This window comes from Streptomyces sp. NBC_00654, from assembly GCF_026341775.1.
Classification (GTDB): Bacteria; Actinomycetota; Actinomycetes; order Streptomycetales; family Streptomycetaceae; genus Streptomyces.
This window is the reverse complement of sequence record NZ_JAPEOB010000001.1, coordinates 169,259-185,901: the sequence shown is the minus strand read 5'-3', so window position 1 is coordinate 185,901 and position 16,643 is coordinate 169,259. Positions and strand designations below refer to the sequence as shown.

Genomic DNA, 16,643 nt, shown 5'->3' with positions numbered 1-16,643 from the left:
CACACAGGAGAAACACCATGGCGAAGCCGCCTGTGCGCAAGCCTAAGAAGAAGGTCTGCGCATTCTGCAAGGACAAGACCCAGTACGTGGACTACAAGGACACGAACATGCTGCGGAAGTTCATTTCCGACCGTGGCAAGATCCGTGCCCGCCGCGTCACCGGCAACTGCACGCAGCACCAGCGTGACGTCGCCACGGCAGTCAAGAACAGCCGTGAGATGGCGCTGCTGCCCTACACGTCCACCGCGCGATAAGGGAAGGGTGACAAGAGCATGAAGATCATCCTCACCCACGAGGTCTCCGGCCTCGGTGCCGCCGGCGACGTCGTCGACGTCAAGGACGGGTACGCCCGTAACTACCTGGTTCCGCGTGGCTTCGCCATCCGCTGGACCAAGGGTGGCGAGAAGGACGTGGCGCAGATCCGCCGCGCCCGCAAGATCCACGAGATCGCGACGATCGAGCAGGCCAACGAGATCAAGGCCAAGCTCGAGGCCGTGAAGGTCCGTCTGGCTGTTCGCTCCGGCGACGCCGGCCGTCTCTTCGGCTCCGTCACCCCGGCCGACGTCGCCTCGGCGATCAAGGCTGCCGGTGGCCCCGACGTCGACAAGCGTCGCGTCGAGCTCGGCTCGCCGATCAAGACGCTCGGCGGACACCAGGTGTCCGTGCGTCTGCACCCCGAGGTCGCAGCGAAGCTCGGCATCGAGGTCGTTGCTGCCTAAGGGCAGAGCTCAGCAGAGCAAGGTGAAGGGCCGCACCCAGTGGGTGCGGCCCTTCGTCGTTTCACGTGAAACAACGGTGGCCGTGGTCGCGGTTTCACGTGAAACGGCGAAGGCGGCGGGTGGAGCCGGCTCGGTTCAGTGTGGCTGGGGCAGCGTGTGGGTGTGGCTGGGTCACCCTGGGTGTGTCTGGGTCAGCGTGTGGCGCCGGTGACGATCCAGCGGCCCGACCGGGTGCGCAGCCACAGCGTCACCAGCCGGACCGCCATCATCAGGGTCATGGCCCACCAGAGTGCCGTGAGGCCACCGCCGAGGGTGGGGACGAGCAGGGCCACCGGGGCGAAGACGGCCAGGGTGATCAGCATGGCCCAGGCGAGATAGCGCCCGTCTCCCGCTCCCATCAGTACGCCGTCCAGGACGAAGACCACACCTGCGATCGGCTGGGAGATCGCTATGACCAGCAGTACCGGGAGCAGGGTGTCCTTGACGGACGGGTCACTGGTGAACAGCGGGATGAACAGGGGCCGGGCAAGAATGATCAGTACGCCGAGCACCACTCCGCAGCCGATCCCCCACTCGACCATGCGGCGGCAGGCCTCACGTGCGCCCTTGGCGTCGTTCGCCCCGAGATAGCGGCCGATGATGGCCTGTCCCGCGATGGCGATCGCGTCGAGGGCGAAGGCGGTGAGGCTCCAGAGCGACAGGATGATCTGGTGCGCGGCGATGTCCGTGTCCCCGAGGCGGGCGGCGACAGCGGTGGCGATCATCAGGACGGCGCGCAGCGACAGCGTACGGACCAGCAGGGGGACGCCCGCTTGGGCACTGGCTCTGATCCCGGTGGCATCGGGGCGCAGGGAGGCTCCATGCCGGCGTGCTCCCCGCACCACCACGATCAGATAGGCGATGGCCATACCGACCTGGGCGATCACGGTGCCCCAGGCGGATCCGGCGATGCCGAGGCCGGCGCCGTAGACGAGGGCCGCGTTGAGCGCGCCATTGGCCGCGAAACCGCCGATGGCGACGTAGAGGGGAGTGCGCGTGTCCTGGAGACCGCGCAGAACACCCGTCGCGGCGAGCACCACCAGCATGGCGGGGATGCCGAGGCTGGAGATCCGCAGATACGTGGTGGCGTACGGGGCCGCGGTGTCGGATGCGCCGAAGACCTCGACGAGCCAGGGCGCGGAGGGGAGGGCGAGTGCCACCACGACAGCGCCGAGCAGCAGTGCGAGCCAGATGCCGTCCATGCCCTGGCGGATCGCGGACGGCAGGTCACCCGCGCCGACCCGGCGCGCGACGGCGGCGGTGGTGGCGTACGCGAGGAAGACGAAGACGCTCACAGCGGTCATCAGCAGTGCGGCGGCGACGCCGAGACCGGCCAGCTGAGGGGTGCCGAGATGGCCGACGATGGCGCTGTCGACCATCACGAACAGGGGCTCGGCGACGAGTGCGCCGAAGGCGGGGACGGCGAGTGCGATGATCTCGCGGTCATGCCTTCTGCGGCTGGACGGCGGGGTCGCGGAGGCCTGGGTCATGGGGGTTAATCTAATCTTCCACAGGTAAGAGATGCAATGCCATTTCAGTCCTTACTTTTGCCCTGGCTGTGCGCGCATGTGTGCGCGGTGCGCGGCGAACTTGAGCCGAGGGCAAAAGTTTTTCTCCCCCACAGTCAGTGGATGGAGAACATGCAGGTCAGGGCATTGATGGTCGGTTGGCTATGAGTTTGTCCACAGTGCTGTCCCCTGGTCCGTGCACAGGTTCGGCGGAGTTCTCCACAGCATCTGGTCCGTCGTCCACATGCCCTGTGGATAACCAGATTGGCTGACGGTGCGGAGCGGCCTACCGTGGTCCGGCGCCCGCACTCCGTTCCGGCCTCGGAACCCGCAGAACTCGACGCGCCGGAAGCGGAGTCGGGCGTCCTGTTTGTCGGTGCCGTGCCGTAAGAAAGAGTGGCATGGCTAGGTCCGCGAAGCGGACGGGAGGAGGTGGCCCGGTGAGCATTCCCGAGCCTTTGGACGACCCCTGGGCCGACACCGGTCCCAGTGACCGTCTGCCCGTTTCCCGTCAGCGCCGCGGAGACCGCAAGGGGCGCGAGGACCGGCACGACCGGGGCTCGGAGGACGGCTGGGACGGTGGCTCCCCCGGCTTCGAGCGGGTGCCGCCGCAGGATCTCGACGCGGAGCAGTCGGTGCTCGGCGGCATGCTGCTGTCCAAGGACGCCATCGCCGACGTCGTGGAGATCATCAAGGGCCACGACTTCTACCGCCCGGCCCATGAGACGGTCTACACCGCGATCCTCGACCTCTACGCCAAGGGCGAGCCGGCCGACCCGATCACGGTCGCCGCCGAACTGGTCAAGCGGGGGGAGATCACCAAGGTCGGCGGAGCCCCGTATCTGCACACCCTGGTCCAGTCGGTGCCGACCGCGGCCAACGCCTCGTACTACGCGGAGATCGTCCACGAGCGGGCGGTCCTCCGGCGGCTCGTCGAGGCCGGCACGAAGATCACGCAGATGGGATACGCGGCCGACGGGGACGTCGACGAGATCGTCAACTCCGCGCAGGCCGAGATCTACGCCGTCACCGAGCAGCGGACCAGCGAGGACTATCTGCCGCTCGGCGACATCATGGAAGGCGCGCTCGACGAGATCGAGGCGATCGGTTCGCGCAGCGGCGAGATGACCGGTGTGCCGACCGGCTTCACGGATCTGGACGCCCTGACGAACGGGCTGCACCCCGGCCAGATGATTGTCATCGCGGCGCGTCCCGCCATGGGAAAGTCCACACTGGCCCTGGACTTCGCGCGGGCCTGTTCGATCAAGAGCAACCTGCCGAGCGTGATCTTCTCGCTCGAAATGGGGCGCAACGAGATCGCGATGCGTCTGCTGTCCGCGGAGGCGCGGGTGGCTCTGCACCACATGCGCTCCGGCACGATGACCGACGAGGACTGGACGCGGCTCGCCCGGCGGATGCCCGATGTCTCGGCAGCCCCGCTGTACATCGACGATTCGCCGAACCTCTCCATGATGGAGATCCGCGCGAAGTGCCGTCGCCTCAAGCAGCGCAACGAACTCAAGCTCGTGGTCATCGACTATCTCCAGCTGATGCAGTCCGGCGGCGCGAAGCGCGCCGAGAGCCGGCAGCAGGAGGTCTCGGACATGTCCCGAAACCTCAAGCTGCTGGCCAAGGAGCTGGAGCTCCCGGTCATCGCCCTCTCGCAGCTGAACCGTGGACCGGAGCAGCGTACGGACAAGAAGCCGATGGTCTCCGACCTGCGTGAGTCCGGCTCCATCGAGCAGGACGCGGACATGGTCATCCTGCTGCACCGCGAGGACGCGTACGAGAAGGAGTCGCCCCGGGCCGGCGAGGCGGACCTGATCGTGGCCAAGCACCGTAACGGCCCGACGGCCACCATCACCGTGGCCTTCCAGGGCCACTACTCCCGCTTCGTCGACATGGCGCAGACCTGATCAGACGGCGGGCAGGGTCCGGCGGAGCAGCAGGAGCAGGCGGTCCCAGTGGCGCCGCACCGCCAAGGGGCTGAAGGCGTCGGTGTCGGACATGGTGAAGCCGTGGACGGTACCGGGGTAGATCTCCGTGGTGTGCTCGACACCCGCGGCGTCCAGGGTCTGGAGGAGTCCACGGGTGGTCTCGGGGGTCATGTCGCCCTCGGCGAGCCCGAGATGGACCTGTGCGGTGAGTTCGCCGAAGAGGTGGTGCGGGCTGTCGGGCGCGTCGGTGACCAGGGGGCTGGGGTGGAATCCGGCGACGGCGGCGACCCGGCCGGGGTGGGCCGCCGCGGTGCGTACGGCCAGGGCGCCGCCCATGCAGTAGCCGATCGCGGCGACGGGTCCGGCGGTGACCTCGGGCCGGGTGGTGAGGAACGTGAGGTACGCGTCGGCGTCGCGCAGGACCGTTTCGGTGGTGTGTCCCGTGATCAGGGGCATCAGCCGGTCGATGACCGCGGGCCGGATCTCCTTCCCGATGTGCCCGGGAAGCTCGGTCACCGGTGCCGGGCCGTGCCGGTAGTAGACGTTGGGGACGAGCACGTAGTAGCCGTGCGCGGCCAGTTCGCGGGCCTTGTCCTCCAACTCGGGCCGCAGGCCGAAGGCGTCCTGGTACAGCAGCACCCCCGGGTGCCGCTCGCCACCGTCGGGGAAAGCGGCGAAAGCGTCGGCCCGGCCGTCCGGGGTGGGAATCAGTACTGTCGTGGTGGGCAAGATCTTCCTTCCTTGGAGTCCGCTCGAACAACGTTAGTTGCACTAACGATCTTGGCGCGAGCGAACCTACATCGTTAGTCGGACTAACGCAATGAGTAGGATGGGCGCCATGACCGGATCCGAGGCCGCGGACCTGCCCGACGACGGCGCGCTCAAGACGCCCGACAGGCTGCGCCGGCGGGCGAGCCAGCTGCTGTCGCAGCTGACCGTACGGTCGGACCGGCTGATCTCCGAGGGGCTGACCCGGGTCGGCACCCGTAAGTGGCACTACGCCGTGCTCGCCTCGCTCCAGGATCTGGGGCCCGGCAGCCAGGCGTTGCTGAGCCGGCGTACCGGCATCTACCGCAGCGACATGGTCGGCGTGCTCAACGAACTGGCCGAGCGCGGGTTCGTCGAGCGGGCACCGGATCCCGCCGACCGGCGCCGCAACATCATCACGATCTCCGCCCGGGGCCGCCGTCAGCTCCGCCTTCTCGACGACGTCCTGGACGGCCTCCACGACGAACTGCTCGCGCCGTTGACTCCGGCCGAGCGCGAGCAGTTCACGCGGTTGCTCACGTGCCTGCTGGACCACCACACCCGTACCGCTTGAGCGTTCGCCGTGCCGCGGCGAAGGTCTCCCCGGACCGCTTTGTCAGTGCTCCCTGCTTCGATGTCCCCATCGTGATGTGACGCCACCATGCGGAGGAGAAGCCATGGGCACGTGGGGCAGCGGGAACTTCGAGAGCGACACGGCCAGGGACTATGTGTCGTCCTTCATCGACCGGCTCGTCGCGGAGGTCGCCGAGGCGATGGACGGCGATCCGGTCGAGATCGAGGCCGACGAGTACTGGGGCGTGGCCGTGCCGTGCCAGCTGGAGCTGCTGACCGTCCTCACCCGGGCCGGCCACACCTCGGACACCCTGCTGCGCCCGGAGCTGGTGGAGAAGTGGAAGAAGCACTTCATAGCCGTCTGGGAGCGGACGATCGACGATCTGGAACCCTCGCAGGACTACAAGGAGGAACGGCGGGCGGTACTGGTCCGCACCTTCGACCAGCTGGCCGAGGCCGCTGCCGCACACGCGGAGTAGCCGGGACGGCCCTCAGCCGCTCGTGAGGATGACGAGTTGCTGGGTGGCCCGGGTCATCGCGACATAGCGGTCGACCGCTCCTCCGACGCCCTCGCCGAACGTGTCCGGGTCGATGAGGACGACCAGGTCGAATTCGAGTCCCTTCGACAGCTCCGGGGTCAGCGACCGGACGCGGGGCGTCTCCGGGAACGTGGGATCGCCGATGACGCAGGCGATCCCGTCGGTATGCGCGGCGAGCCAGGCACCGAGGATCGAGTCCCGTTCGGCGACGGATCCGTGGACGACGGGGAGACCGCTGCTGCGGATCGAGGCCGGGACGTTGGCGTCCGGGAGCACCGCGCGGATGACCGGCTCGGCTTCCGCCATGATCTCTTCCGGCGTCCGGTAGTTGACGCTCAGGGAGGCCAGGCCGATCCGGTCGAGGCCGGCCCGTTCGAGCCGTTCCTGCCATGACTCCGTGAAGCCGTGCCTGGCCTGGGCCCGGTCGCCGACGATGGTGAAGCTCCGGGAGGGGCACCGGAGCAGCAGCATCTGCCACTCCGCGTCGGTCAGTTCCTGGGCCTCGTCCACGACGATGTGCGCGAACGGGCCGGCGAGCAGGTCGGGCTCGATGCCGGTCGGTGCGCTCTCGTCGACCAGGGTGTTCTGGATGTCCTTCCCGCGCAGCATCGTGACCAGGCCCTCCCCGTCGTCGTCGGCTTCGAGCAGGGCGTCGACGACCTTGTCCATGTGCTCGCGTTCGGCGGCGACCGCCGCTCTGTGCCGCCGCCTGCGCCGCGACGCCTCCGGGTCGCCGATCCGCTGCCGTGCCGCGTCCAGGATCGGCAGGTCGGACACCGTCCAGGCACGGGCGTCCCCGCGCTGCAGCAGCGCCACCTCGTCGGATCCGAGCCAGGGAGCGCACTTGCGCAGATACGCGGGTACCGACCACAGGTCTCCGACGATGTCGGCCGCTTCGAGCAGCGGCCATGCGCGGTTGAAGGCCGTGCGCAGTTCCCTGTTCCGCGTCAGCGACGCGCGGAGCTGGTCGTCCGGGGCATCGCCGTCGTGCTTGTCCACGAGGATCGTGAGCAGCTCCTCCCAGATCTGGTCGTGCGCCTCGTTGTGCGGCGTACCGGGTTCCGCCGCTTCGAACGCCGCGGCCCAGTCGCCGGCGCTCAGCCGGATGTCGGACCAGTGGGTCGTGACCGTCATTCCCCCGGCGGGCGGGTCCTCGTAGAACCTGACGGCCGTCTCGACCGCCTTGACCAGCTCCGCGGAGGACTTCAGCCGGGCCACGGCCGGGTCGGTCTCGGCCGTCGCCTCGGCTCCTTCGGTGACGAGGTCGCGCAGGGTGCAGGTCCGCACGCCCTCCTCGCCGAGGCTGGGGAGGACATCGGCGACGTACCCCAGGTAGGGCTGGTGCGGACCGACGAACAGGACGCCGCCGCGGCGGTGACCGAGGCGGGGGTCGGAGTAGAGGAGATAGGCGGAGCGGTGCAGGGCGACGACGGTCTTGCCCGTGCCCGGCCCGCCGTCGACGACGAGAGCGCCGCGGGAGCCCGCGCGGATGATGGCGTCCTGGTCGGCCTGGATGGTGCCGAGCACATCGCGCATCCGCGCGGACCGGTTGCTGCCCAGGCTGGCGATGAAGGCGGACTGGTCGTCGAGTGCGGCGTTCCCGGCGAACCCGTCCGAGGTGAACACCTCGTCCCAGTAGTCGCTGATCCGGCCGCGGGTCCAGCGGTACCTGCGGCGGCTGGTCAGTCCCATCGGGTTGGCGTGGGTGGCCCCGAAGAACGGCTCGGCGGCGGGGGAGCGCCAGTCGAGCAGGAGCCGGCGGTCCGCGCTGTCCGTCAGGCCGAACCGTCCGACGTACACGGTTTCGCCGCTCTCCTCGCTGACCATGTGCCCGAGGCACAGGTCCAGGCCGAAGCGGCGCAGTGCGCGCAGGCGCGCGGTCAGCCGGTGGATCTCCAGGTCCCGGTCCATGGCCTGCCGGCCGATGACCCCGGGCGCCCGGCGCTCGGCGTCGAGGCGGTCGGACAGTTCGGCGAGCGACGCTTCGAGGCAGTCCGCGATGGCCGCGAAGTGACGCTCGTCGGCGGCGATCAGCGCCGGGTCGGCCTTGGGGGAGAGACGGTCGGGAAGGTCGAACGCGCTGGTGGTCAGGGGGTGCACGGCATGACTCCGATCTGAGGCCGTTGCGGCCGTCGCGTCCGGCGGGACGTTCGGGCCGGCGGTGGCCTCGGCGGACGATTCTGCGGTACGGAGGGGGCCTTGCCGCAAGGCCCCCCATGCGCTATATGTTGAGAGTGGAAAGGCGTGGGTACTCCCCTTTCCCCTCTCGTCCGCCGGCTGTCGGCTGTCGGCGACATCCTCCCGGCAAGAAGCCCCGGCGCCCCTGTGCGTCCGTACCGTGCCCCGGTCGCTGCGGGTGATGAACCGTGCCGACGCCTCGTGGCCGTCTACCGCAGGGGCATGACGCGCGTGACGACGGTCTCCACCACCCGGTCCAGTTCGGTGTCGCCGAGCATGTCGGGCAGGGTGAAGTGCTCCAGGAGCACACCGGTCATGGCCAGGTAGAGGACGAGGAACGCGTCGGAGTCGCCGGGGAGTTCCGCGTCCCGGTGGAACCGGGCGCTCTCGTCGAAGGCCGTGCGCACCGTCCGCGTCAGCTGTGCCCGCAGGGCGGGCCGGCGGGTGGCCTCCAGCCGGAGTTCCAGCATGGCCAGATAGCCGGTGCGGTCCTCGGCCATGCGCTGGACGAGCCAGCGCATCAGATCGGCGATCAGTTCGCGGGAGGGCGCGGGGCGCATCGCCTGTTCGACCCGGTCCGGGTCGGGTGTCATACGGCTGTTGATGCGCGCGCCCGCCTGCATGAACAGGTCGTCGCGGCTGCTGAAGTAGTTGGAGGCCGTGCCCACCGGCACACCGGCCCGCCCATCCACCGCGCGGAAGGTGAGCCCGCGCGCTCCTTCGTGCGCCAGCACCTCGATCGCCGCGTCCGTGAGCGCCGTTCTGCGCTCGGGGTTCTTCGCCATGGCTCTTCTCCTCGCAGGTCTCCGCTGATCGCCTCCCGCAAAAGAGGCTTGCTTAACCACTACACATGAAGCACTATAAGCGAAGTGGTTGAGGCGCGGTGCGTGGATGCCGTGGCTGTCACCTTGAACAGGACTCTTCGGCCTGTGCCGAACGTGGAACGGGGAACACATGCGAAAGCTCACGTACTTCATCGCCTGCTCGATCGACGGGTTCATCGGCGATCCCCAGGGCGATGCGTCGACGATGTATCCCTTCGTCAGCGAGGAGTTCCTCGGGTTTCTCACCTCGGAGTACCCGGAGACGATCGCGGTCCAGGGCCGCGAGGCGCACGGACTCCACGACGCGAAGCACGGGCGCTTCGACACCGTGGTCCAGGGGCGGTCCAGCTATCAGCTGGCGCTGGACATGGGCATCACCAGCCCGTACGGCCATCTGAGGGAGTTCGTGGCGTCCCGGACGCTCGCCGAGTCACCGGACCCGAATGTGGAGATCATCTCCGAGGGCCTGGTCGCCCGGGTCAGGGAGCTCAAGGCCGAGGACAGCGAGCTGGACATCTGGCTCTGCGGTGGCTCGCAGCTGGCGGGAGAGCTGCTCGACGAGATCGACGAGCTGGTGATCAAGACGTATCCACTGGTGTACGCGAGCGGGATGCCGATGTTCGGGTCGGACTTCGCGGTCACCGAATTCACGCTGGAGGACGTGCGCTCCTTCGAGAACGGGGTGCTGGTCAGGAAGTACAGCCGCAAGGACTGACGCGCACCGCCCCCCCGGCCCTGCTTCTCCGCCCCCGGCCCTGCTTCTCCGCCGCCGTCCCTGCTTGCCGGCCCGTCCCTCCCCTGTGGCCGTCCCCGCGCCCGCCGTCCGTCCGGCGGGCCCGTGGGCGCCTGGCGAAAAGGGCTCGTCACAGGCCGGGCGGCCGGGTATGTGTGGACCATGACCACTCCAAGCGAAGAACTGTTCCCCAGCACCCGGCGTGCCCTGCTGCACCGTGCTGCCACCGCGCAGGCCGAAGGGCGTGCCCCCTCGCTCGTGGCCGCGGTTCAGCGGCAGGGACAGCCTGTCTGGAGCGGCGCCCGTACCTGTGTCGAGGGGCATGCCCCGGACAGCGATACGCAGTTCAGGATCGGCTCGATCACCAAGACGTTCACCGCCGTACTGGTGATGCGGTTGCGCGACGAGGGCCTGATCCATCTGGACGACCCGCTGGAGAAGCACCTTCCCGGCACGGGAGTGGGTGACGTGACCGTCTACCAGCTCCTGGGACACAGCGCGGGGCTGGGGGCCGAGGCGCCCTCTCCCTGGTGGGAGCGGACCCCGGGGACCATCCGCCCGGAGCTCGCCGATGTCCTCGGTGAGAAGCCGCAGCCGCACCCGGCCGGCCACCGGCACCACTACTCCAACCCCGGCTACACCCTGCTCGGTTCGCTGATCGAGGCGGTGCGCGGAGCGTCCTGGGAAGAGGTGCTGCGCCGCGAGATCCTGGAGCCGCTGGGCCTGCGGCGTACGTCCGCCCAGCCGCAGGCGCCGCACGCGGGCGGCTGGGCCGTGCACCCCTGGGCCGATGTCCTGCTGCCCGAGCAGGTCGAGGACCTCGGTCTGATGGCGCCGGCCGGTCAGCTCTGGTCGACCGCGGCCGATCTTCTCCGGTTCGCCGCGTTCCTCGTGGAGGGGGACGAACGGGTCCTGTGTGCCGCCTCCGTGCGGGAGATGCGCGAACCTTCGGCGCCGTCCGAGTCCGGTGACTGGCAGAGCGGTTACGGTCTGGGCGTCCAGGTCGTGCGGCGGGGCGGCCGTACTCTCGTCGGGCACACCGGGTCGCTCCCCGGCTTCCTCGCCGCCCTGTGGTTCAGCGTGGAGGACGACGTCGCCGCTGTCGTGCTCAGCAACGCCACGTCCGGGCCGTTCACCGGGGAGGTGGCCGCCGACCTCGTACGGATCGTCGCGGAGGCGGAGCCGCGGATCCCCGAGCCGTGGCGTCCCCTGCCAGAGGTGGACGGGCAGCTGCTGGCCCTGACCGGGCTCTGGTACTGGGGCACCCACACCTTCGCGCTGAAGCTGATCGCGGACCGCGGTCTGGAGCTCCGGCCGTTGCGCGCCGCGGGCCGTGGTGCGGCCTTCCGAGCCGAACAGGACGGAACCTGGACGGGCCTCGGCGGCTACTACGCGGGGGAGACCCTGCGTGTCGTCCGCGCCGACGACGGGACGGTGGATCATCTGGACCTGGGCTCGTTCGTCTTCACCCGTGAGCCGTACGACGCGGGGGCGGCCATTCCCGGCGGTGTGGACGAGGGTGGCTGGCGGGGGCTCGGCAGCTGAATCCCGGGGGTGCGTGTTTCACGTGAAACACGCACCCCGCCCGGTCCGGACGGCCCGGTCAGAGTGCCAGCTTGAAGCCCACATGGCTGGCCGTGAACCCGAGCCGCTCGTAGAAGCGATGCGCGTCGGTACGGGTGACATCAGAGGTCAGCTGCACCAACTGGCATTCCTGACGCCGTGATTCGTCCACCGCCCACTGGATCAGCCGGGTTCCGAGGCCGCTGCCGCGCTCGTCGCCGTGGATACGGACACCCTCGATGATCGAGCGGGTGGCTCCACGCCGGGACAGCCCCGGGACAACGGTCAGTTGCAGGGTCCCGACGACGCGGTCCTCGCGCACGGCGACGACGAGATGCTGGTTCGGGTCCTCGTTCAGCCGCTGGAACGCGGCCCGGTACGGGGCCAGGTCGTCGGGCGATTCGCGCTGGGCGCCGAGCGGGTCGTCGGCGAGCATGGCCACGACGGCCGGGAGGTCCGTGAGGACGGCAGGGCGTATCTCGAGATCGCTCATGATCGGCAGAATACGCAGCCCGCCGGGCTACACCGGGACCTTCAGTCCTTCGACCGCCCTGACGAGCGGTGCCAGTTCGGGATTCTCGGCGGCCTCGTCCAGCGCGGTACGCAGCGCGGTGTCATTGGTCGGCCGGGCCTGGTCGAGCAGGGCGAGACCGGCATCGGTGACATCGGTGTAGATGCCCCGGCGGTCCGTGTCGCAGAGATACCGGGTCAGCAGTCCGCGGTCCTCCAGGCGGGTGACCAGCCTGGTGGTGGCGCTCTGGCTGAGGACGACGGCGTCGGCCACCTGCTTCATCTGGAGATGTCCGCCCGGCCCGTTGTGCTGCCGGCTCAGGACGTCCAGCAGCGAGTACTCACGGACGCTGAGGCCATGGCCGGACTGCAGCGCCCGTTCGACATGTGCCTCGATCTTCCCGTGGAGCAGAGAGAGCGCGCACCAGCCCTGGGCGAGGGCTGTCAGTGCGGGGTCGGTCGCTGTCATGGGTCTCTCCTCCGTGCGGGAGCTGCGTGCTTCCAGGATAGGGGACGTCCGCAATAGTCAGCGCTTGCAAATAAACGGCGCCTGCAATTATTGTGGACGCTCGTAAGATGCAGGCGCAATCTCCAGGGAAGGTGAACCCATGCCGCTCGCGCTCCTCGCCCTCGCCATCGGGGCATTCGGTATCGGAACCACCGAGTTCGTGATCATGGGACTGCTCCCCGAGGTTGCCGCGGATTTCCAGGTGTCGATCCCGACCGCAGGATTCCTGGTCACCGGGTACGCGCTGGGTGTCGTGCTCGGTGCCCCGCTGATGACGATGCTCGGCACCCGGATCACCCGTAAACGCATGCTCATGCTCCTGATGGGGCTGTTCATCGTCGGCAACGTGGTGTCCGCCGTCGCTCCCGTATTCGGCGTCATGCTCGCCGGACGCGTGATCGCCTCGCTCGCCCACGGCGCCTTCTTCGGTATCGGGTCGGTCGTCGCGGCCGGTCTGGTCGCCCCGCAGAAGAAGGCCGGCGCCATCGCCATGATGTTCACCGGACTCACCGTCGCCAACGTCGTCGGCGTACCCCTCGGCACATTCATCGGCCAGACCGCCGGCTGGCGGACCACGTTCCTCATCGTCGCCGGACTCGGTGTGCTCGGACTCCTCGGCGTGGCGAAGCTCGTACCGGAACAGCCCAGGGCCGAAGGCGTACGTCTCCGGCACGAACTGGCCGCGTTCCGCAATGTGCAGGTCCTGCTCGCGATGGCGATGACCGTCCTGGGCTTCGGCGGAGTCTTCGCCGCGATCACCTACATCACCCCGATGATGACCGGGACCGCTGGATACTCCACATCGTCCGTCACGTGGCTGCTGGTCCTCTTCGGGCTCGGCATGGTCGGCGGCAACCTGGTCGGAGGCAGGTTCGCCGACCGCCACCTCATGCCGATGCTGTACGTGTCGCTCGGCGCGCTCGCCGTGGTTCTGGGCCTCTTCACCATGACCGCCCACGACAAGACCGCCGCAGCCGTCACCATCTTCCTGATCGGCGCCCTGGGCTTCGCGACCGTACCGCCGCTCCAGAAGCGGGTGCTCGACCAGGCGGCGGGTGCGCCCACCCTTGCCTCCGCCGTCAACATCGGAGCCTTCAACCTCGGCAACGCCCTGGCCGCCTGGCTCGGCGGCATCGTGATCGCGGCGGGATTCGGTTACACCGCGCCCAACTGGGTCGGAGCCGCCCTGGCTGCCTCGGCGCTGGTGCTCGCGGTCGTCTCCAGCACCCTGGAGCGGCGTACGGCCGTCCGAGGCCGGATCGTCGCCTCGCACATTCCCGAGCCGGCGTCCGTCGCGGCGGCCCGGGACTGAACACCCTGCCTCCGGGCCCGACCGGACGGGTGGCACCGTGTGACCGCGCGGGGTCAGCCCGTCGCCACGGTCAGCGGGGCGAACCGGCGGGTCCAGTCCCCCGGCAGGTCGTGGCTCCCGTACGTCATCACAGCCGTACGGGAGCCCGGCTCCAGGCCGTGCTCCTCGAACCAGCCCAGCAGCTCCTTGTGGCGCGCGTCGATGTCCGCCCGCAGCGGACGGTCCGTCGTCGCGGCCAGCGAGGCGACGAGGGCCTTGGCCGTGGCCGTGTCCCGCGCGATCAGCGGGCCGACCACATGCGCGTTCCCGCTGGGCCAGAGCGCCGCGTAACCGACGAGTTCGCCGTCGGCCTCCGCGACCCGGAGCCTGTCGGAGAAGGCCGGGAGCCGGGCGAGCACATGTGTCCGGTCGGTCCCGAAGACCGTGTGGTCCAGCCGGATCATCGTCCGAAGGTCGTCGGCCGCGGCCGGGCGGGTGGTCACGGACGCCGAAGCCGCGGCACCGTGCGCGTCACCGCGCGGGCGGAACTGTCCGCCGACGCGGTTCGACCAGCCCAGGAGCCCGAAGCCGAGCTGTTCGTAGAGAGGCTGTCCCTGAGCTGTCGCGTACAGCGAGAGCGGCGTGCCGTCGGCGGCCTCGATGACATGCTCCATCAGCCTCCGCGCGACGCCCTGCCTGGTGTGGCGCCCGGCGACGAGCAGCATGCCGATGGCGGCGAGCCGAGGCCCGTACGAGGTCACCACACAGGCTGCCACCAGACCTTTGCCGTCGGGGTCGTCGATGCCGTATCCCGTCCCGGCGGAGAGCAGCAGGCCCCATCGGGGCTCATCGCGTGGCCAGCCGCGGTCCTCGCAGAGATCGGCGCAGGCGACCAGGTCTTCCCGGGTGAGACGCCGGATGGGCAGTTCGGCGAGCGGCCGGGGCTGTGGGCGGTGCATAGAGGTCAGGCTGTCCGACGCGATGATCGCCCGTCCACCCCTTTGACGGAACTCGCCGAGACGCGCGGCCGTCGGCCGCGCCGGGTCGGGCCCCACGGCTTGAGCACCGAGACGGCGGTGATGAAGAGATACGTCGCCGTGGCCACCGCGGGCGCGACGACCAGATCGATGTCCACGGTGCCGCTCGCCGCGGCGTGATCGATCCCGGGGCGCAGCGAGAAGATCGACAGTCCCGCCGTGATGAGGGTCAGCCAGAACTTCGTCCAGACCCAGCGATGCCGCGCCAGTCCCCATGGGGTGCCGAGGGCGAGGACCAAGCCGCTGAGAAGCGCGAGAAGGGCCACGGGGACGACCAGCCAGTCCCCGAAGATCTTCATGGCGCGGGTGGCCGCCTCGGCGGTTGTGGCGTCACCCGTGAGGAAGGCCGTGAGACCGAGGGTCAGCAGACCGACGGTGAGGCCGAGCCAGCTCACTGAGACGGCGATATGGGCGACGAGGAGACCTCGGCGGACGGGACGCTTGAGTGGTTTCACGTGAAACACGGTGCCAAGCGAGAGGCGACGGGTCGTCTGCCGCGGGGAGTATCCGTCGATACTGGCCTCGGAGTACGAACCGCTGCCCTCGGCTCCCGGGTGCGCGGGGGGCTACCCGCACGGCCATGGGGCAGGAGAGCCTGAACCGTGTCGCACAGTCCCGCCCGGTACTCCACAGTTCCGCCCGGTACTCCGCGCTGTGGGTCCGGTCATCAGCAGACGTTCGAGGCGAGGCACAGATATGGACGCTCCGGCCACCACATCGGCCGACACCACCGGGACGAGCGGACCCGCGGGGACAAGAGGACCCACGGCGCCCTCCCCGTCAGCCGATGCGGTCCTGATCCACCGCACTCTCGCGGAGGTCGGGCCCGTCGCGGACCGGGCCACCTCATACTTCTACGCCCTGCTGTTCATCCGGCACCCGGAGTTGCGGGACCTGTTCCCGGTGGCGATGGACACCCAGCGCGACCGTCTGTTCCGGGCGATCCTCACCGCCGCCGGCCTGCTGGACGAACAGGAGGCGCTCGTCCAGTACCTCGGCGGGCTGGGGCGCGGCCACCGGAAGTACGGCACACGCAGCGCGCACTATCCCGCTGTCGGCGAGGCCCTGCTGGGAGCCCTGAGCCGCTACGCGCTCACCACCTGGGACGGCGAGACCGAGGCGGCCTGGGTGCGCGCCTACACCGGGATCTCGCAGATCATGATCGACGCGGCGGCCGAGGACGAGAGGCGGGCGCCCGCCTGGTGGCAGGCGGAGGTGGTCTCGCACGACCGGAGAACGCCGGACATAGCGGTGCTCACCGTCCGTCCCGACCAGGCCTATCCGTTTCTGGCCGGGCAGTACACGGCCCTGGAGACGCCCTGGTGGCCACGAATATGGCGGCACTACTCGTTCGCGTCGGCGCCCCGGAGGGACGGACTGCTCTCGTTCCACGTCAGGGCGGTCCCGGCGGGCTGGGTGTCCAACGCGCTGGTGCACCGCGCCCGGCCGGGCGACATCCTGCGGCTGGGGGCGCCGACGGGTTCGATGACGGTCGACCACACCACGCACCACGGCCTTCTCTGTCTGGGCGGCGGTACGGGCATCGCGCCCATCAGGGCGCTGGTCGAGGGCGTCGCCGAATACGGTGACCGGCGTCCGGTCGAGGTCTTCTACGGGGCGCGCAGCGAACGCGACCTCTATGACCTCGACACGATGATGCGCCTCCAGCGGACCCACCCGTGGCTCGCGGTCCACCCGGTGGTGCCCGGGGGCCCGGGGCGGGGGACGGCGGGACTGCTGCCCGACGCGGTGCGGGAGGGCGGTGCATGGAGATGGCGGGAGTACGAGGCCTTTCTGTCCGGCCCGCCGGGCATGATCCGCAGCGGCGTGCAGGTGCTCAGGGACATCGGCCTGCCCGCCGAGCGCATACGCCACGACGCGGTCGAGGAACTGACGGCGGCCGCACCATCCCCCTGAAGCCCTGAAGCCCTGAAGCC

General features: G+C 69.5%; 16 protein-coding genes and 1 pseudogene. 9 read left to right on the top strand and 8 right to left on the bottom strand.

Annotated elements, in window-relative coordinates; all coding sequences use genetic code 11:
- Positions 1-17 precede the first annotated feature (17 nt).
- Both rpsR and rplI read left to right on the top strand, forming a co-directional pair.
- A complete protein-coding gene (rpsR, locus tag OHA98_RS00855; protein WP_003967857.1) occupies positions 18-254 on the top strand; it encodes a 30S ribosomal protein S18 in 237 nt (78 codons plus the stop codon).
- An 18-nt stretch (positions 255-272) separates the two neighbouring features.
- The gene (rplI, locus tag OHA98_RS00850; RefSeq protein ID WP_266922159.1) at positions 273-719 is read left to right on the top strand and encodes a 50S ribosomal protein L9; all 447 of its coding nucleotides are present in this window, start codon (positions 273-275) and stop codon (positions 717-719) included.
- Between the two features lie 191 nt (positions 720-910).
- Here rplI and OHA98_RS00845 read toward each other — a convergent pair whose 3' ends face one another.
- Entirely contained in the window at positions 911-2,248 is a 1,338-nt protein-coding gene (locus OHA98_RS00845; RefSeq protein ID WP_266922158.1) for an MATE family efflux transporter, read from the bottom strand.
- A gap of 458 nt (positions 2,249-2,706) precedes the next feature.
- Between OHA98_RS00845 and dnaB the strand changes: the two genes are divergently transcribed.
- Positions 2,707-4,182, top strand: coding sequence for a replicative DNA helicase (dnaB, locus tag OHA98_RS00840; RefSeq protein WP_266922157.1), 1,476 nt, complete (start codon positions 2,707-2,709; stop codon positions 4,180-4,182).
- Here dnaB and OHA98_RS00835 read toward each other — a convergent pair whose 3' ends face one another.
- Entirely contained in the window at positions 4,183-4,932 is a 750-nt protein-coding gene (locus OHA98_RS00835; protein WP_266922156.1) for a dienelactone hydrolase family protein, read from the bottom strand.
- A 109-nt stretch (positions 4,933-5,041) separates the two neighbouring features.
- On the opposite strand from OHA98_RS00835, the gene OHA98_RS00830 reads away from it, so the two are divergent.
- Both OHA98_RS00830 and OHA98_RS00825 read left to right on the top strand, forming a co-directional pair.
- The gene (locus OHA98_RS00830; protein WP_266922155.1) at positions 5,042-5,524 is read left to right on the top strand and encodes a MarR family winged helix-turn-helix transcriptional regulator; all 483 of its coding nucleotides are present in this window, start codon (positions 5,042-5,044) and stop codon (positions 5,522-5,524) included.
- 103 nt (positions 5,525-5,627) lie between these two features.
- Entirely contained in the window at positions 5,628-6,002 is a 375-nt protein-coding gene (locus OHA98_RS00825) for a DUF4259 domain-containing protein (protein ID WP_266922154.1), read from the top strand.
- A 12-nt stretch (positions 6,003-6,014) separates the two neighbouring features.
- Here OHA98_RS00825 and helR read toward each other — a convergent pair whose 3' ends face one another.
- The gene (helR, locus tag OHA98_RS00820) at positions 6,015-8,162 is read right to left on the bottom strand and encodes an RNA polymerase recycling motor ATPase HelR (protein ID WP_266922153.1); all 2,148 of its coding nucleotides are present in this window, start codon (positions 8,160-8,162) and stop codon (positions 6,015-6,017) included.
- 287 nt (positions 8,163-8,449) lie between these two features.
- Positions 8,450-9,025, bottom strand: coding sequence for a TetR/AcrR family transcriptional regulator (locus OHA98_RS00815; protein WP_266922152.1), 576 nt, complete (start codon positions 9,023-9,025; stop codon positions 8,450-8,452).
- 169 nt (positions 9,026-9,194) lie between these two features.
- On the opposite strand from OHA98_RS00815, the gene OHA98_RS00810 reads away from it, so the two are divergent.
- Both OHA98_RS00810 and OHA98_RS00805 read left to right on the top strand, forming a co-directional pair.
- Positions 9,195-9,779, top strand: a complete 585-nt coding sequence (locus OHA98_RS00810; RefSeq protein WP_266922151.1) for a dihydrofolate reductase family protein — start codon at positions 9,195-9,197, stop codon at positions 9,777-9,779.
- A gap of 180 nt (positions 9,780-9,959) precedes the next feature.
- Positions 9,960-11,342: a serine hydrolase gene (locus tag OHA98_RS00805; protein WP_266922150.1), complete on the top strand. Its 1,383-nt coding sequence runs from the start codon at positions 9,960-9,962 to the stop codon at positions 11,340-11,342.
- 58 nt (positions 11,343-11,400) lie between these two features.
- Here the strand turns inward: OHA98_RS00805 and OHA98_RS00800 are convergent, their stop codons facing one another.
- Both OHA98_RS00800 and OHA98_RS00795 read right to left on the bottom strand, forming a co-directional pair.
- Positions 11,401-11,853 (bottom strand): GNAT family N-acetyltransferase, encoded by a 453-nt coding sequence (locus OHA98_RS00800; RefSeq protein ID WP_266922149.1) that lies wholly within the window; start codon positions 11,851-11,853, stop codon positions 11,401-11,403.
- A 27-nt stretch (positions 11,854-11,880) separates the two neighbouring features.
- A complete protein-coding gene (locus tag OHA98_RS00795) occupies positions 11,881-12,339 on the bottom strand; it encodes a MarR family winged helix-turn-helix transcriptional regulator (protein ID WP_266922148.1) in 459 nt (152 codons plus the stop codon).
- Between the two features lie 139 nt (positions 12,340-12,478).
- On the opposite strand from OHA98_RS00795, the gene OHA98_RS00790 reads away from it, so the two are divergent.
- The gene (locus OHA98_RS00790) at positions 12,479-13,690 is read left to right on the top strand and encodes an MFS transporter (protein WP_266922147.1); all 1,212 of its coding nucleotides are present in this window, start codon (positions 12,479-12,481) and stop codon (positions 13,688-13,690) included.
- Positions 13,691-13,743: 53 nt separating this feature from the next.
- On the opposite strand, the gene OHA98_RS00785 is transcribed toward OHA98_RS00790, so the two are convergent.
- Both OHA98_RS00785 and OHA98_RS00780 read right to left on the bottom strand, forming a co-directional pair.
- Complete coding sequence (locus OHA98_RS00785) at positions 13,744-14,628, bottom strand: GNAT family N-acetyltransferase (RefSeq protein ID WP_266922146.1); 885 nt, start codon at positions 14,626-14,628, stop codon at positions 13,744-13,746.
- Positions 14,629-14,633: 5 nt separating this feature from the next.
- The gene (locus OHA98_RS00780; protein ID WP_266922145.1) at positions 14,634-15,161 is read right to left on the bottom strand and encodes a DUF2269 domain-containing protein; all 528 of its coding nucleotides are present in this window, start codon (positions 15,159-15,161) and stop codon (positions 14,634-14,636) included.
- 319 nt (positions 15,162-15,480) lie between these two features.
- Between OHA98_RS00780 and OHA98_RS00775 the strand changes: the two are divergent.
- A pseudogene (locus OHA98_RS00775) lies at positions 15,481-16,623 on the top strand (globin domain-containing protein); the annotation flags it as partial.
- Positions 16,624-16,643: the final 20 nt, after the last annotated feature.

Excerpts from the sequence above, each read along its gene's own strand:
- OHA98_RS00790 (WP_266922147.1), top strand. The coding sequence starts at position 12,479 with ATGCCGCTCGCGCTCCTCGCCCTCGCCATCGGGGCATTCGGTATCGGA.
- OHA98_RS00825 (WP_266922154.1), top strand. The coding sequence starts at position 5,628 with ATGGGCACGTGGGGCAGCGGGAACTTCGAGAGCGACACGGCCAGGGAC.
- OHA98_RS00815 (WP_266922152.1), bottom strand. The coding sequence starts at position 9,025 with ATGGCGAAGAACCCCGAGCGCAGAACGGCGCTCACGGACGCGGCGATC.
- OHA98_RS00800 (WP_266922149.1), bottom strand. The coding sequence starts at position 11,853 with ATGAGCGATCTCGAGATACGCCCTGCCGTCCTCACGGACCTCCCGGCC.
- OHA98_RS00830 (WP_266922155.1), top strand. The coding sequence starts at position 5,042 with ATGACCGGATCCGAGGCCGCGGACCTGCCCGACGACGGCGCGCTCAAG.
- rplI (WP_266922159.1), top strand. The coding sequence starts at position 273 with ATGAAGATCATCCTCACCCACGAGGTCTCCGGCCTCGGTGCCGCCGGC.
- OHA98_RS00810 (WP_266922151.1), top strand. The coding sequence starts at position 9,195 with ATGCGAAAGCTCACGTACTTCATCGCCTGCTCGATCGACGGGTTCATC.
- OHA98_RS00805 (WP_266922150.1), top strand. The coding sequence starts at position 9,960 with ATGACCACTCCAAGCGAAGAACTGTTCCCCAGCACCCGGCGTGCCCTG.
- rpsR (WP_003967857.1), top strand. The coding sequence starts at position 18 with ATGGCGAAGCCGCCTGTGCGCAAGCCTAAGAAGAAGGTCTGCGCATTC.
- OHA98_RS00845 (WP_266922158.1), bottom strand. The coding sequence starts at position 2,248 with ATGACCCAGGCCTCCGCGACCCCGCCGTCCAGCCGCAGAAGGCATGAC.
- OHA98_RS00785 (WP_266922146.1), bottom strand. The coding sequence starts at position 14,628 with ATGCACCGCCCACAGCCCCGGCCGCTCGCCGAACTGCCCATCCGGCGT.
- OHA98_RS00795 (WP_266922148.1), bottom strand. The coding sequence starts at position 12,339 with ATGACAGCGACCGACCCCGCACTGACAGCCCTCGCCCAGGGCTGGTGC.